Source organism: Streptomyces sp. NPDC008150 (assembly GCF_042956945.1).
GTDB lineage: Bacteria > Actinomycetota > Actinomycetes > Streptomycetales > Streptomycetaceae > Streptomyces.
This window is the reverse complement of record NZ_JBIBHJ010000017.1, coordinates 126,508-139,711: the sequence shown is the minus strand read 5'-3', so window position 1 is coordinate 139,711 and position 13,204 is coordinate 126,508. Positions and strand designations below refer to the sequence as shown.

The window sequence follows — 13,204 nt, the reverse complement described above, 5'->3', positions numbered from 1 at the left end:
CCAGCCCCGCGAACAGCCGCCGCCCAGAATGAGCTCGGCTTCCGCCAGCCTACACAGGGGGTTCGGGCACCGCCCCCGGGGCGGCGCGCCTTCGGGGCGGCGGCGTCCTGGGGCCCGGGCGCCGGCGGACCGGCCCTCCGCCCTATGCCGCGAGAAGCTCGGGCAGCCGGACGCGGACCTGCTTGCCGTGCCGGCGCGGGGTCACCTCCGACGTGCCGCAGATGGCGTGCACGATCTCCAGGCCGTGCCCGCCGACGCGGTCCGGGCGCGGCGGCCGTACGGTGCCCCGCTCGGGGGACGCGTCCCACACCACGATCTCCACCACGCCCTCGGCGAAGGCGAGTTCGAGGCCGCATTCGCCTCCGGCGTGACGCACGGCGTTGGTGACCAGTTCACTGACGACGAGCTGCGCGCACCCGACGGTGTCACCGGGGATCAGGGCGAGATGCTCGGTGCCGACCCGTGCGAGGAACGCCTTCACCGTGCGACGGGCGGCTCTGATGCAGGAAGGGCTTCCGTCGTAGACCTCGCTCAGTTGCAGTTCCATCGTTTCTCCGCCCTGGCACGTCCCGGCCACGGCTCTGTCGGCCGCCCCTCGTCCGTTCCGTGCGTGCTGCACGAACGGTATCCGCAAGGACAGCACGAGTACCCATGGACTTCGCTTTAACGGGGGTGGACCGACCGACTGTTCGGATTCGGTTCCGAGACGGCCGGTCCCGCCCTCGTCGGCGGGGCGGAGGGGGCGCCCCGCGGTGCTCAGCCGGCGGCCAGGACCTCCACTCCGAGCGCCGCGATCTGCTCCACGAGCGGATGGAGCGGATCGGCGTCCGTGACGAGGCCGCTGACCTTCTCCCAGGGCAGGACGCGGAACCGCGAGGCCGTGCCGAGCTTCTCGGACGACGCGAGGACGTAGGTGTCCGCCGCCCGCGCCGCGAGGGCGCGCTTCATCGCGGCCTCCTCCGCGTCGCCTGTGGTCAGCCCGGCCTCCGGGTGCACACCGGTGACGCCCAGCAGACACAGGTCCGCGGAGACGTTCTGCGCCGCCTCGACGGCCGCCGCGCCGCACGTGACCGCCGAGTGCTTGAAGACGCGGCCGCCGAGCAGGAAGAGTTCCGCGCGCGGATGGTCCAGGAGTGCCGCGGCGATCGTGGGGCTGTGGGTGATCACGGTGCAGGCGAGGTCGTGCGGCAGGGCGCGGGCGACGGCGAGGGCGGTCGTTCCGCCGTCGAGGATCACCGCGCCCCCCGGTCGCACCAGCCGGGCGGCCGTCGCCGCGACCTTCCGCTTGCCGTCGGGTGCCACGTCCCGCCGCGCGGCGTAGTCCACGACGGCCGGGGAGACGGGCAGCGCTCCGCCGTACACGCGCTGGCACAGGCCCTCGGCGGCGAGATCGCGCAGGTCACGCCGCACGCTGTCCTCGGAAATCCCGAGTTCGGCGGCGACGTCCTTGGCGACGATCTTGCCCTCGCGGGCGAGCAGGCCGATCAGATGGTCACGTCGTTCAGCAGCCAGCATTCACACTCTCTCCTGTTCTTGCACGGTTCTGCATGTATCGTAGCGCCTCATGACCGATCAATCCCCGCACAAGCCCCTGCTCGTCCTCATCGCCGGCCCCTTCCGATCCGGTACGGACGGCGACCCGGACGCGATGGCCGCCAACCTCGCCCGCCTCGAAGCCGCCGCCTGGCCCGTCTTCTCCGCCGGTCACCTCCCGGTGATCGGCGAGTGGATCGCCCTGCCCGTCCTGCGCTCCGCCGGGGCCGGCCCCACCGACCCCCTTGCCGAACAGGTGCTCTACCCGGCCGCCGACCGCCTGCTCGCCCACTGCGACGCGGTGCTGCGTCTGCCCGGCGAGTCCGTCGGGGCGGACCAGGACGTCGCCACCGCCCGCCGCCGCGGCCTGCCCGTCTTCCACGACGTGGCCGAGCTGCCCCGCCGCATCCCGCAGGAGACCGCGTGACCAGCCACCTCGCCGCCGAGGCTCCCGACGGGAACACCGCCCACACGGGCGTCCCCGGCGTCGACGTCCCCGACCACCGTGGCCGAACGGGCCTCGACCGCACCGGGCTCGATCTGGACCGTAACCCCGACGTCGTGGTCCGCGACGTCGAACTCACCTCCCGGGGCTGGCACGTGCTGCGCCGCACCACCTTCGACCACCGCCGTCGGGACGGGCGTTGGGAGACGCTGCAACGCGAGACCTACGACCGCGGCAACGGCGCGGTTGTCCTGCCCTACGACACGGACCGCGGCCGTGTCCTGCTCACCCGCCAGTTCCGCTACCCGGCCTACGTCAACGACCACCCCGACGGCATGCTCGTCGAAGCGGCGGCGGGACTGCTCGACGCGGACGACCCGGTCGAGGCCGTCCGGCGGGAGAGCGCGGAGGAACTCGGGGTCGCCCTGGGTCCCCTCACCCACATCCTCGACGCCTACATGAGCCCCGGGTCGGTCACCGAACGCCTCCACTTCTTCGCGGCCCCCTACACCCCGGCCGACCGGACCGGGGCCGGCGGAGGGCTGGAGGAGGAGGGCGAGGACATCGAGGTCCTCGAACTCCCCTTCGCGGAGGCCCTCGCCATGACCCGCGACGGACGCATCACCGACGGCAAGACCATCATGCTCCTCCAATGGGCGGCGCTGGACGGCCCGTTCGGTCCCTCGGCACCGTGACCGGGGCGTCCGCCCGGACCTCCGGGCGGACGGAGGGGCGGCCCTCCCGGATATCCTTCCTCGTCCTGAACAGGCCAGGGAGGCACCCCGTCATGAGCAGCACCGCGTTGCCCTTTCCCGAACGGATCGAACTCCGGGGAGAGGGGCTCGTCCTCCGGGACTGGACCGAGGACGACCGGGTCGCGATGCCGGCCCTGTTCGACAACCCCGACATCGCCCACTGGACGCCGATCGTCTCGCCCTTCGACGAGGCCGCCGCCCGGGCCCGGCTGGAGAAGGCCCGGCAGTTGCGCGCCGAGGGAACGGGGATCCTGCTCGCCATCACCGTCGACGGCCGCGCGCCGCTCGGCGAGGTGATGCTGCGGCGTGCGCCCGAGGGCACGGAACTCGGCTACGCGGTCGGCCCGGCGCACCGGGGCCAGGGCCTCGCCGTGCGGGCGGTGCGGGTGATGGCCGCGTACGCCTTCGAGGAACTGGGCGTCGACAGGGTGATCCTGGAGCTGGAGGCCGAGAACGCGGCCAGTGTCGCCGTGGCCACGAAGTCGGGCTTCCGCCTGCTCGACGTCCCGCTGATCGAGGGGGTGGAGAAGGGGCGGCCCTTCGCCCTGCAGACGTGGGGCCTGGACCGTCCCTGATCCGTGCCGGGGCCGGGCGCGGGCGGGCGTCGAGGGCGAACAGGCTGCCGTTCCCGCCCGCCCGCATCAACCAGGTACCGGACGGTCGTTCGACTCGCTGCCGCTGCCGCTGCCGCTGCCGGTCCCGCTCGGGTCGTCCGAAGCCAGGGTGCGGATGCGCGGTATGGGGGAGGGGAGGAGCCACAGCGCGGACAGGATCCCGCCGACGGCGGCCGTGACCAGGGTCGCCCGCAGGCCCAGAGCCGTGGCAAGTGCCCCTCCGGCGACGGCGCCCAGGGGGCGTACCCCGTAGTTCACCGTGCTGTAGGCGCCGGCCACCCTGCTGCGCATGCCGTCCGGGATCACCGCGGTCTGAAGGGAGTTGAGGTTGACGTCGAAGAGCATGACGCCGACCCCTGTGAAGAACTCCGCGGCGCCCAGGGTCCCGGCGCGGGCCCACGCCGGGCCGCTCGCCGCCGCGAGGAGGGCGAGGGGCGCCGGGAACAGCACCGCGCCGATCACGATGCTCGGCCCCATGCCGATCCGGCGCGAGACGACCGGGGCGAGAACGGCACCCAGCAGCGCACCGGCCGATCCGATCCCCAGCGCCAGCCCGATCGTGCCGACCGAAAGGCCCAACTCCCGGTCGGCGAACAGGACGACAAGACCCGTGCCCGCGACGAACGTGAAGAAGTTGACGGTTGTCGCGCAGCCGAGACTCGCACGGAGTACGGGATGACGGATCACGAACGTCAACCCTTCCCGGGCGCGGCGCGGCAGGGAGGTCCGTTCCGTCGTACCGGTGCCAACCGGGGTCTCCTGCACGCGAATTGGCCCCAGCAGAAGGGCGGAGACCAGAAAGGACAGGGCGTCCGCGGCCACGGCGACCGGCGCCGTGAACGCCTGGACCAGGGCACCGCCGAGTGCGGGTCCGGCGACGAAGGAGACGGAACGGCTGGCGCTGAGCCTGCTGTTCGCGTCGACGTACGACGAGCGGGGCACCACGTGGGCGAAGAAGGACGGGTAGGCGGTGTTGAAGACCACTCCCGCGACGCCGGTGAGCAGCGCCGCCGCGTAGAGGTGCCCGAGGGTGACCCTGCCCACGAGGAAGGCGACGGGCAGCGTGAGCAGGACGCAGGCGCGGACCAGGTCGGCGGCGATCATCAGGCGTCGCTTGCGGGCGTGTTGGTCGACCCACGCGCCCAGCAGGACGGCGAGAAGGTTCGGGGCCCAGACGAGCGCGGTCAGCCAGGCGACCTCGTTGGCCGAGGCGTGCAGCGCCGTGACGGCGATCAGGGGGAGTGCCAGTTCGGAGATCCGGTCGCCGAACTGCGACACCGTCTGCCCCGCCCAGAAGAGCGCGAACGGCCTGTCCCTGTGCAGGGCCGCCCGTTTCGTCCTCATGCGGTCCCGCCCGGCTGTCGGCCCTCGCCCTCCGGGAGGTAGTAGCGCAGGAGCCGCACCGTGCGGGCGTCGCTCGGCCGGTCGCTCGGATCGCGTGTCACAAAGGGGGCGATGACACGCTCGAAGGCGTCCTCGATGGCGGCGAGTTCGTCCGCCGTCACCACCACTCCCGTGTTGGCCACACCTGCCAACCTGCGCCATTCGGGGCTCAGTTCGGGTTCCGTCTCGGTCTCCCACCGCTGCGGAACGCCGGCCGTGCGGGCGAACATCTGCCGGGACAGCGCGCGCGCCGCCGACATGCCCTCCCCGTCCTGCGGCATGTCGAGCCGGAACCCGCGTGCCACCGCCTCCCACCGGCGTTCCCTGCGGTCCTCGCCGCGTTCGGCGTCGCGGACCAGCCCGAAGCCCGCCAGGTGGCGCAGGTGCCAGCTCGTCACGGACGGGGTGGCCCCGACGTCCGGCGAGAGCTGGGTGGCCGTCGCCGGCCCGTGCCGTTGCAGACGTTCGAGGATCGCGAGCCGTACGGGATGGGCCAGCGCCCGCATGGCCTTCGGGTCGGTTATCTCGATGTCGCCCAGTCGGTTCCCATGCCTGTCTCGCTCCATGGCGTGAGAGTGTTCTCTCATGAACCGTGAGAGTCAACTCTCATATCAGGAAAGCTCGTTGGGATCTCCGGAGGGCCGGAAGGCGTCGGCGTGACGCTCGCACCAGTCGGCGAACGTCCGCGGCCCGCGGCCGAGCAGCAACTCGACGGTGTCCGTGCGGATTCCGGCGGTGTCGGCGCGCATGAGGTGGAAGCCCTCCGTCACGGCGTCCGCGAGGGCCCGCGGTGCCCCGCCGGGGAAGCGGAAGCGCACGGCCTCGGCCGCGGTGGTCACCTCCCGGACCTCGATGTCCCGGCCCACCGTCTCCGAGATGACCCGGACCTGTTCGGCGACCGTGAACAGTTCGCCGCCGGTGAGGCTGTACGCCTTGCCCCGGTGGCCGTCCCGGGTCAGGGCGAGGGCGGCGACCGCGGCGATGTCGGCGGGGTCGACGGGCGCGTACCGGCCGGGGCCGACGGGGTCGAGCACGTAGTTCCCCTCGCGGAGGGTGGGCAGCCAGTCGAGGGCGTTGGTCATGAAGCCGCCGGGGCGCAGGAACGTGGCGGGGATGCCGGACGCGCGCACGATCCTCTCGCGCTCGTGGTGCCAGCGGCCCATCGCCGGGATCGGGTCGAGAGTGACGTGGAGGGAGGACAGGTGCACGATGTGCCGCACGCCCGCGGCCTCGGCCGCCGTGACGGCGGCGCTGGTCCGGTCCGTGCCGATGCCCTGGGTGAGGAGGAAGAGGGCGTCCACGCCCGTGAAGGCGGCGGTCAGCGTCGCGGGTTCGTCCAGGTCGCCGACGACGCGCTCGGCCCGCTCGGGCAGTGCGGCGGCGCGGGCGGGGTCGCGGACGAGCAGGCGTAACTCCGCGTCCGTCGCGGCGAGTTCGCGGGTGAGTTCACGGCCGATGTTTCCGGTGGCTCCGGTGACCAGTATCATCTGGGCTCCTCAAGTCGTTTGCCGGCTAACGAAATCGGGGGAACGTTAGCCGGTGAACGATTAGCCGTCAATCGATGCGGACGTGGCTGTCGCCGGCCATCGCCGTGTGCCACCGGAAGGCCGAGATGTCAGAGTTCCTGGACCTGCACGGCAAGACGTCCAAGGTGCTCCGCGCCCTCTCCGACGCGGCGATGCGGCGGCACGGACTGCATGTCGGGCAGAACCATCTGCTCGCCGAGCTGTGGGAGCGGGACGGTGGCACGCCCGGCGAGATCGCCGCCGCGCTGAACGTCACGACGCCCACCGTCGTCAAGATGGCCGACCGCATGACCGCGGCGGGACTGCTCGTCCGCCGCCGCGACGACCGGGACAACCGGCTCGTCCGGCTCTGGCTCACCGATGCCGGACGCGCGCTGCGGCAACCGGTCGAGGCGGAGCGGCGGTTGATCGAGGAGGCGGTCACCGCCGGGCTCACCGACGGGGAGCGCCAGGCGCTCCTGGAGTCCCTGGCGAAGGTGTACCGCGCGGCCGGCGAGCTGCTGAACGGGCCCGCCGACCCTGCCGGGCCGGAGGCCGGCTGAGCTCTCGCGGCCCCGTCCGCGTCGCCCGCGCCCGCGGGTCCGGGGCGGGCCGGCGTGTCCGCTCCGCCCGGCGCCCCCTGCGCGGCGGCACCTTGAGGCCGCCTCAGATTAGGCAAGCCTTGCCTTTATGGGCTACAACCATGTAGACACTACGTGGGCGCCGTCGGATCCGGTGCCCGGCTCGGTCAGGTCCTCGTCCCGTGGGCCGCGCCGTGCCGTCCTGTCCGTGTCCCCATTGGTTGCCCCTGCTCGTCGCCGGTGACGGAGCGGTGCGTTCGACGTGCCCTCCCGCGACCGGAGTTCACCATGTCCCTTCGGAGTCCTGATGCTGCCCACGTTCGTGATCGGCCTGCGCGAGGCCCTGGAGGCCGCGCTGATCGTCGGCATCATCGCCGCGTTCCTCGGCCGCCAGGGCCGTCGTGACCTGCTGCGGTGGATGTGGGCCGGCGTCGGCGTCGCCGTCCTGCTGTGCGTCGGGGTCGGCGTCGCCCTGGAGGTCCTGTCCTCCAACCTGCCGCAGCGGCAGCAGGAGGGGCTGGAGACGGTCATCGGTGTCCTCGCCGTCGGCATGGTCACCTACATGGTCGTCTGGATGCGGCGCCACTCCCGGGACCTCAAGGGGCAGTTGGAGGGCATGGCCGCCGACGCGATCGGTGACGGCGGCACCGGCAGGGCGATGGTCGTCATGGCCTTCCTGGCCGTGGTCCGCGAGGGCTTCGAGACCGTGGTCTTCCTGCTGGCCGCCTTCAACGAGACCGCCAACCGCGCCGCGGCCGCCGGGGGAGCGGTCTCCGGCATCGCGGTCGCACTGGTCCTGGGCTACGCGATCTACCGCGGTGGGGTCCGGCTCAACCTCTCCAAGTTCTTCCGGGTGACCGGGCTCGTCCTGGTCCTCGTCGCGGCCGGCCTCGTCGTCAACGCCCTGCACACCGCGCACGAGGCGGGCTGGCTGGAAGTGGCGCAGGCGCGCACCGTCGACCTGTCCTGGCTGGTCAAGCCCGGCTCGGTCCGGTCCGCGCTGCTCACCGGCATGCTCGGCATCCAGCCCTACCCCGTGGTCGCCGAAGTCGTCGGCTGGCTCGTCTACCTGCTGCCCGTCGGCCTCTACGTGGCCTGGCCGCCGAAGCGCGGCCTGTCCCGGCGCAACCTCGCCCGGCTGCTGGGGGCGTGCGCCGCCGCCGCGGCCGTCACCGCCGTCTGCCTGGCGGCCGTCGCCCCCGCCGCCCCGGCCTCCGCGCCGCTCACCCGCGCCGACGGTTTCAGCGCCCGGCTGACGGACGGGAACGCCGTACTCACCCAACTCCGCAGCCCCGCCGACGGGTCCGGCACCGCCGGGGCCACCACGCGGATCGCGCTGCGGCGCGGCGGGGAGGAACGGCACGGCGGACTGAACGCCGTGCGCTGGACGGCGACCCGTCCCGGCGAGGGTGCCAAGGACAGGCCGGCGCGGATGACATGGGCGCAGGCCGCCGCCCTCAACGGCGGACGGCTGCCCCTGGGTGTCGTGCCCGCCTCGGTGTCCACCAGCGACACGACCGCCGTCACCTGGACCGACGCCGACCTGCTCCAGGTCTGGACCGACCCCGCGACCGGACGGGTGGTCGACCTGCGCTGGACGGAGACCGTCAGGGCCACCCTCACCGGAACCCGGGTCGGCTCGGTCGTCCTCGACTCGCCTGCCGCACGCGGCACATGGACGATGCCGGCGCCGACCGCACGCGCCGCCACCGAGGCCGCCCGCCACGACGCGCGCGCGGCGCGCGACAACTCCCGGCTCACCGGATGGGCCTGGTTCTGCGGAGTCGGCGCCCTGGCCCTCCTCGCCGCCACCTGCGTCACCGCACTGCGCGCCCGGCGGCTCGACCGCGACCGTCCCGAGGCCCCGGTCCCCGCCCCGGCCGACGCGCGCGGCCCCCTCACCCCCGGCCGGCGGGTCTGACCGGCGGGCCCCGCCGCACCCGGTCCGCCCCGCCCCGCTCCCGTCCGTCTTCGCCCGAACAGGCTTCGTGCCACCCGAACAACCCAGCGTGCGATCGCACCTACAGAAGGAGTTCGTCTTGAACGCTCGACCGGTCGGCTCCCGCCGCCTCTTCGTCACCGCGAGTGCCTCGGTGACGGTGCTCGCCCTCGGCGGGCTCACCGCGTGCGGGTCCTCCGACGATTCCTCCTCCGGTTCCGACGCCAAGACCACCGCGTCGGCGTCCGCCGCCGCGACGGACAGCCGCACCGCCGCGGTGACGGTCACCGCGGCCGACGGGTGCACCGTCGACCACGACAGCTTCAAGGCCGGCGCGGTCACGTTCAAGATCACGAACAAGGACGCCACGGGCATCAGCGAGGTCGAACTCGTCAGCGGCCAGCGCATCGTGGGCGAGAAGGAGAACCTGCCCCCGGGCTTCTCCGGCACCTTCTCCGTGAACGTCGACTCCGGCGACTACAGCCTGTACTGCCCGGGTGCCGCGAAGGAGAACACGCCGATCAAGGTGACCGGCACCTCCGACTCCACCGCCGGCTCCTCGCAGAGCGCGCTGCTCGCCGAGGGCACCAAGGAGTACGCCTCCTACGTCAGCACCCAGGTCGGCTACCTGGTCACCACCGCCACCGCGCTGGACACCGCGCTGAAGGGCACGGACCTCGCCGCCGCGCAGAAGGCGTACATGAAGGCCCGTCCGTACTACGAGAAGATCGAGCCCGTCGCGGAGTCCTTCACCGTGGGCAAGAACAACCTCGACGCCAACATCGACGCCCGCGCCGGCGACGTCCCGGCGGCCCAGTGGACCGGTTTCCACCCCATCGAGAAGGGCCTGTTCAAGGACAAGTCCCTCAAGGGCCTGTCGAAGCTGGGCGACGGACTCGTGACCAACGTCAAGAAGCTCCAGTCGCTGACCACCGGCCTGACCTACAAGCCCTTCGAGCTGGCCAACGGTGCCCAGGGCCTGCTGGACGAGGTCGCCGGCTCGAAGATCACGGGTGAGGAGGAGCGCTACTCCCACATCGACATGCTGGACTTCCAGAACAACGACGAGGGCGCGGAGCAGGCCTTCGCCGACCTCCAGCCGGCGCTGACGAAGATCGACCCGACGCTGACCTCCAAGATCTCCACCGCGTTCACCGCGCTGGACAAGCTGGTGGCCACCTACCGGACCGAGGACAACGCCTCCGGGTTCGTCTTCTACTCGTCGCTCTCGTCGGCGGACAAGCAGAAGCTGGCCGCCGCGGTCAAGGCCGTCCAGGAGCCGCTGTCCCAGGTGGCCAGCAAGGTCGCCGACAACTGACCGACCCGACAACTGACCGACCCACCCCGTGTTCCCGGACCCGCCGACGGTCCGGGAACACGGAGGCGCCGCACCGCAGGCGCCCGATCCGAACCGGCAACACCCGTACCGCACCCAGGAGTAGGACCATGAGCGAGACCGGCGGCGCTTCCCACGGCGCGGACCGCGAACCGGCCGACGGCCTCGTTCCCGCTCCGGACGCCGAGACCGGCGCGGGGGCGGAACCCACCGGGACGGCACCCGAGGTGCTCGACGCGTCCGACGGCAGGAGCCACCCCGACCCGGCGCGGCACGCGTCACGGCGGCGACTGCTCGGCGGCGGCCTCGCCGCGGCCGGTGCCGCGGCCGTCGCGGCGGGCGGGTACGCGGTGGGCCGCGACAGCGCCCCGTCCGCGGCGAAACCGGCCGCCGCGGCGGACGACCGGGTGGCGTTCTACGGCGCGCGGCAGGCCGGCATCGCCACACCCAGCCAGGACCGTCTCGCCTTCGCGGCCTTCGACGTGAGCGTCACCGACCCGCAGGCTCTCGCGGTGATGCTGGGGACCTGGGCGGCGGCCGCCGCCCAGATGACCAAGGGGCTGGCGATCGGGGCGGTGGAACGCACGCCGTCCGCGCCGCCGGTCGACACCGGCGAGGCGACGGGGCTGGGAGCCGCCGGACTCACGGTGACCGTGGGGTTCGGACCCTCCCTCTTCGACGGCCGGTTCGGCCTCGCGAAGTACCGGCCCGCCGCACTGGCGGAGCTGCCCGACCTGCCCGGTGACGGGTCCCTCCAGCCGGAGCGCAGCGGCGGGGACATCTGCGTGCAGGCCTGCGCCGACGACCCGACCGTGGCCTTCCACGTGATCCGCAACTTCGCCCGCCTGGCGCGCGGCACGGCGGTCATGAAGTGGTCCCAGCTCGGATTCGGGCGGACCTCGTCCACCTCCACCGCCCAGACCACGGAACGGAACCTGTTCGGCTTCAAGGACGGCACCCGGAACGTCAAGGCGCAGGAGACCGCCACGATGGACGACTACGTCTGGGTCGGCGCCGAGACCGACAAGAAGTGGATGCGGGACGGCAGTTACCTGGTCGCCCGCCGGATCCGGATGCTGATCGAGTCCTGGGACACCTCCGCCCTCTCCGACCAGGAGAGCACCTTCGGCCGCTACAAGACCTCCGGGGCGCCGCTCACGGGCAAGCACGAGTTCGACACCCCGGACCTGACGGCCACGTCCGGCGGCGAGCCCGTCGTCCCCGCGAACGCGCACATCCGCCTCGCGGCTCCCGAGAGCAACCACGGCCAGAAGATCCTCCGGCGCGGCTACTCCTACACCGACGGCATCGACGCCACCACGGGGCTGCTCGACGCGGGCCTGTTCTTCCTGGCGTACCAGAAGGACCCGCGCCGCCAGTTCGTCCCCATCCAGCGGCGGCTGGGCACCCACGACGCCCTGAACGAGTACATCCGGCACACGGGCAGCGCTCTCTTCGCGGTTCCGCCGGGTCTGTCGGGCCCCGGAGACTGGTGGGGCAAGCAGCTCTTCACCGAGGCGGGGCTGGTCTGAGCGCCGCCCGGTCCGCGGCCCTCGCCGGGCCTGCCGGACGGTGCGGCCCCTCCCGGCGCCGGGCGGCAGTGACCTGGGAGTTCCGGCCTTGTAGTCTGCGCCTGAATCTACGGTGGACATGCGATCGCGACGGTGGAGCGGTGACCAGTGACTGAGGAGAACGGCGGGCGGCGACCCGCCGGCGATCTGGAGGCCAGTGTGCTGGCCGTGCTGTGGGCGGCCGACCGCGCGCTGTCGGCGCACGAGGTCCGCGCCGCCCTCGACTCCGGGCTCGCCCGCACCACGGTCACCACGATCCTCACCCGGCTTCAGCAGAAGGGTGCCGTCTCCCGGCGCCGCTCGGGCCGCGGATTCGCCTACGCTCCCACTGCCGGTCCCGCCGGCCTGACCGCGCGCCGGATGCACGCGGAACTCGACAGCGAGCAGGACCGCGGCAGTGTCCTCGCCCACTTCATCTCCGCCCTGGGCGCCGAGGACGAGCGGCTGCTGCGCGAACTGCTCGACCGAGCCGACGAGCAGGGGGAGGGCGCCGACCGGCCCGGCCCGCACGACGCCCCGGACCCGGGCCAGGGCCCGCGCCGCGAGCCGCACCCGGAGAGCCGCTCATGATCCTCGCCGTCTGGCTGCCCTTCCTCGTCCCGCTGCTCGCGGTCCCGGTCGCCCGGCGCGTCGCGCCGCGACTGGCACCCCGCACGGCGGCGTGCCTGCTGCTCGCCGGCGGGGTGACGCTCGCGCTGTGCAGCACGGTGACCCTGCTGGTCGTCGTCGCCAGCGGGGTGCTCCAGTTCGGCCCCATGGCCTCGCTGGCCGGCCTGCCGGCATCGTGGCTGAACGGCTACGCGTGGCTCACCGTCCCCGTCGGCTGGGTCGCGACCCCGCTGCTGGTGGCGGGCACGGCACGCCTGGTGTGGGTCGCGGCGCGGCAGACCAGGGAGGTGCGGACAGCGCGCGCGGAGGCCGGCCCGGTCACCGGGGAACTGGCCGTGCGGCCGGACGAACACCCCTACGCGTACGCACTCCCGGGCGGACGGCGCGAGCGGCACCGCATCGTGGTCAGTTCGGGAATGCTCCGGGCGCTCCAACCGGCCGAGCGGGAGGCCCTGTTCGCCCACGAGCGCGCCCACCTCACCGGCCGTCACCATCTCTTCCTGCGCCTGTCGCGGCTGATGCAGATCCTGCATCCGGGCCTGCGCGGTCTCCACGAGCCCCTGGTGTACGCACTGGAGCGGTGGGCGGACGAGAGCGCGGCCGACGCGGTGGGCGACCGGCGGCTGGCCGCCCGTGCGGTGGGACGGGCAGCCCTCGTCGCCAAGGCGTTCGAGGGACCCGCGCCGCGCCCGGGGACGGCACTCGGCGTCACGAGCGGCCCGGTCCCGCGCCGCGTGGCGGCCCTGCTGGCCGGACCGGGAGAGGACCACGAGGGCCGCCCGACCCGTTCGTCCGTGCCGGCGTGGCTGATGCTGGCCGCCGCCCTGGCGGTCACCGCGTACTCCGCGGAGCACGCGGTGATCGACCTCGACGCGACCATCCGCATCGCCCAGTACGTCCACGGGCTGCGCTGAGACGTGCGAGAGCGGTCCG

At 73.1% G+C, this 13,204-nt stretch carries 14 protein-coding genes; 9 read left to right on the top strand and 5 right to left on the bottom strand.

The window, feature by feature from the left end; all coding sequences use genetic code 11:
* Positions 1-142: 142 nt before the first annotated feature.
* Together ACFZA0_RS32720 and ACFZA0_RS32715 are read right to left on the bottom strand one after the other, a co-directional pair.
* Positions 143-547 (bottom strand): ATP-binding protein, encoded by a 405-nt coding sequence (locus ACFZA0_RS32720; RefSeq protein WP_391023709.1) that lies wholly within the window; start codon positions 545-547, stop codon positions 143-145.
* A gap of 209 nt (positions 548-756) precedes the next feature.
* On the bottom strand, positions 757-1,515 hold the full coding sequence (locus ACFZA0_RS32715; protein ID WP_391023707.1) for a DeoR family transcriptional regulator: 759 nt from the start codon (positions 1,513-1,515) through the stop codon (positions 757-759).
* A gap of 49 nt (positions 1,516-1,564) precedes the next feature.
* On the opposite strand from ACFZA0_RS32715, the gene ACFZA0_RS32710 reads away from it, so the two are divergent.
* From ACFZA0_RS32710 to ACFZA0_RS32700, 3 genes are all read left to right on the top strand, one after another.
* Positions 1,565-1,960 (top strand): DUF4406 domain-containing protein, encoded by a 396-nt coding sequence (locus ACFZA0_RS32710; RefSeq protein WP_391023705.1) that lies wholly within the window; start codon positions 1,565-1,567, stop codon positions 1,958-1,960.
* Positions 1,957-2,673 (top strand): NUDIX domain-containing protein, encoded by a 717-nt coding sequence (locus ACFZA0_RS32705; RefSeq protein WP_391023703.1) that lies wholly within the window; start codon positions 1,957-1,959, stop codon positions 2,671-2,673. Before ACFZA0_RS32710 ends, ACFZA0_RS32705 begins: the two co-directional genes overlap by 4 nt.
* A 92-nt stretch (positions 2,674-2,765) precedes the next feature.
* Positions 2,766-3,308 carry a GNAT family N-acetyltransferase gene (locus ACFZA0_RS32700; RefSeq protein ID WP_391023701.1) on the top strand — a complete coding sequence of 181 codons (543 nt, stop codon included), beginning with the start codon at positions 2,766-2,768 and terminating at the stop codon, positions 3,306-3,308.
* A gap of 66 nt (positions 3,309-3,374) precedes the next feature.
* Here the strand turns inward: ACFZA0_RS32700 and ACFZA0_RS32695 are convergent, their stop codons facing one another.
* Genes ACFZA0_RS32695 through ACFZA0_RS32685 form a run of 3 tightly spaced genes read right to left on the bottom strand, consistent with a single transcriptional unit; the run spans position 3,375 to position 6,217 of the window.
* Positions 3,375-4,691 (bottom strand): MFS transporter, encoded by a 1,317-nt coding sequence (locus ACFZA0_RS32695; RefSeq protein ID WP_391023699.1) that lies wholly within the window; start codon positions 4,689-4,691, stop codon positions 3,375-3,377.
* Positions 4,688-5,296: a helix-turn-helix domain-containing protein gene (locus tag ACFZA0_RS32690; protein ID WP_391023697.1), complete on the bottom strand. Its 609-nt coding sequence runs from the start codon at positions 5,294-5,296 to the stop codon at positions 4,688-4,690. The genes ACFZA0_RS32695 and ACFZA0_RS32690 overlap by 4 nt, the downstream gene beginning before the upstream one ends.
* A 45-nt stretch (positions 5,297-5,341) precedes the next feature.
* Positions 5,342-6,217 (bottom strand): NAD(P)H-binding protein, encoded by an 876-nt coding sequence (locus ACFZA0_RS32685; RefSeq protein WP_391023695.1) that lies wholly within the window; start codon positions 6,215-6,217, stop codon positions 5,342-5,344.
* A gap of 125 nt (positions 6,218-6,342) precedes the next feature.
* Here ACFZA0_RS32685 and ACFZA0_RS32680 point away from each other — a divergent pair, with 125 nt between their 5' ends.
* From ACFZA0_RS32680 to ACFZA0_RS32655, 6 genes are all read left to right on the top strand, one after another.
* On the top strand, positions 6,343-6,798 hold the full coding sequence (locus ACFZA0_RS32680) for a MarR family transcriptional regulator (RefSeq protein WP_391023693.1): 456 nt from the start codon (positions 6,343-6,345) through the stop codon (positions 6,796-6,798).
* 325 nt (positions 6,799-7,123) lie between these two features.
* Complete coding sequence (gene efeU, locus ACFZA0_RS32675; protein WP_391023691.1) at positions 7,124-8,737, top strand: iron uptake transporter permease EfeU; 1,614 nt, start codon at positions 7,124-7,126, stop codon at positions 8,735-8,737.
* A 118-nt stretch (positions 8,738-8,855) separates the two neighbouring features.
* The gene (efeO, locus tag ACFZA0_RS32670; protein WP_391023689.1) at positions 8,856-10,073 is read left to right on the top strand and encodes an iron uptake system protein EfeO; all 1,218 of its coding nucleotides are present in this window, start codon (positions 8,856-8,858) and stop codon (positions 10,071-10,073) included.
* 128 nt (positions 10,074-10,201) lie between these two features.
* Positions 10,202-11,623, top strand: a complete 1,422-nt coding sequence (efeB, locus tag ACFZA0_RS32665) for an iron uptake transporter deferrochelatase/peroxidase subunit (RefSeq protein ID WP_391023687.1) — start codon at positions 10,202-10,204, stop codon at positions 11,621-11,623.
* Between the two features lie 147 nt (positions 11,624-11,770).
* Entirely contained in the window at positions 11,771-12,232 is a 462-nt protein-coding gene (locus ACFZA0_RS32660; protein ID WP_391023685.1) for a BlaI/MecI/CopY family transcriptional regulator, read from the top strand.
* Positions 12,229-13,185, top strand: a complete 957-nt coding sequence (locus tag ACFZA0_RS32655) for a M48 family metalloprotease (RefSeq protein WP_391023683.1) — start codon at positions 12,229-12,231, stop codon at positions 13,183-13,185. The genes ACFZA0_RS32660 and ACFZA0_RS32655 overlap by 4 nt, the downstream gene beginning before the upstream one ends.
* The last annotated feature ends 19 nt before the right edge of the window (positions 13,186-13,204 follow it).

Coding starts and splice junctions, on each gene's coding strand:
- ACFZA0_RS32715 (WP_391023707.1), bottom strand. CDS start 1,515: ATGCTGGCTGCTGAACGACGTGACCATCTGATCGGCCTGCTCGCCCGC.
- efeU (WP_391023691.1), top strand. CDS start 7,124: ATGCTGCCCACGTTCGTGATCGGCCTGCGCGAGGCCCTGGAGGCCGCG.
- ACFZA0_RS32700 (WP_391023701.1), top strand. CDS start 2,766: ATGAGCAGCACCGCGTTGCCCTTTCCCGAACGGATCGAACTCCGGGGA.
- ACFZA0_RS32710 (WP_391023705.1), top strand. CDS start 1,565: ATGACCGATCAATCCCCGCACAAGCCCCTGCTCGTCCTCATCGCCGGC.
- ACFZA0_RS32690 (WP_391023697.1), bottom strand. CDS start 5,296: ATGGAGCGAGACAGGCATGGGAACCGACTGGGCGACATCGAGATAACC.
- ACFZA0_RS32695 (WP_391023699.1), bottom strand. CDS start 4,691: ATGAGGACGAAACGGGCGGCCCTGCACAGGGACAGGCCGTTCGCGCTC.
- ACFZA0_RS32720 (WP_391023709.1), bottom strand. CDS start 547: ATGGAACTGCAACTGAGCGAGGTCTACGACGGAAGCCCTTCCTGCATC.
- ACFZA0_RS32655 (WP_391023683.1), top strand. CDS start 12,229: ATGATCCTCGCCGTCTGGCTGCCCTTCCTCGTCCCGCTGCTCGCGGTC.
- ACFZA0_RS32680 (WP_391023693.1), top strand. CDS start 6,343: ATGTCAGAGTTCCTGGACCTGCACGGCAAGACGTCCAAGGTGCTCCGC.
- efeB (WP_391023687.1), top strand. CDS start 10,202: ATGAGCGAGACCGGCGGCGCTTCCCACGGCGCGGACCGCGAACCGGCC.
- ACFZA0_RS32685 (WP_391023695.1), bottom strand. CDS start 6,217: ATGATACTGGTCACCGGAGCCACCGGAAACATCGGCCGTGAACTCACC.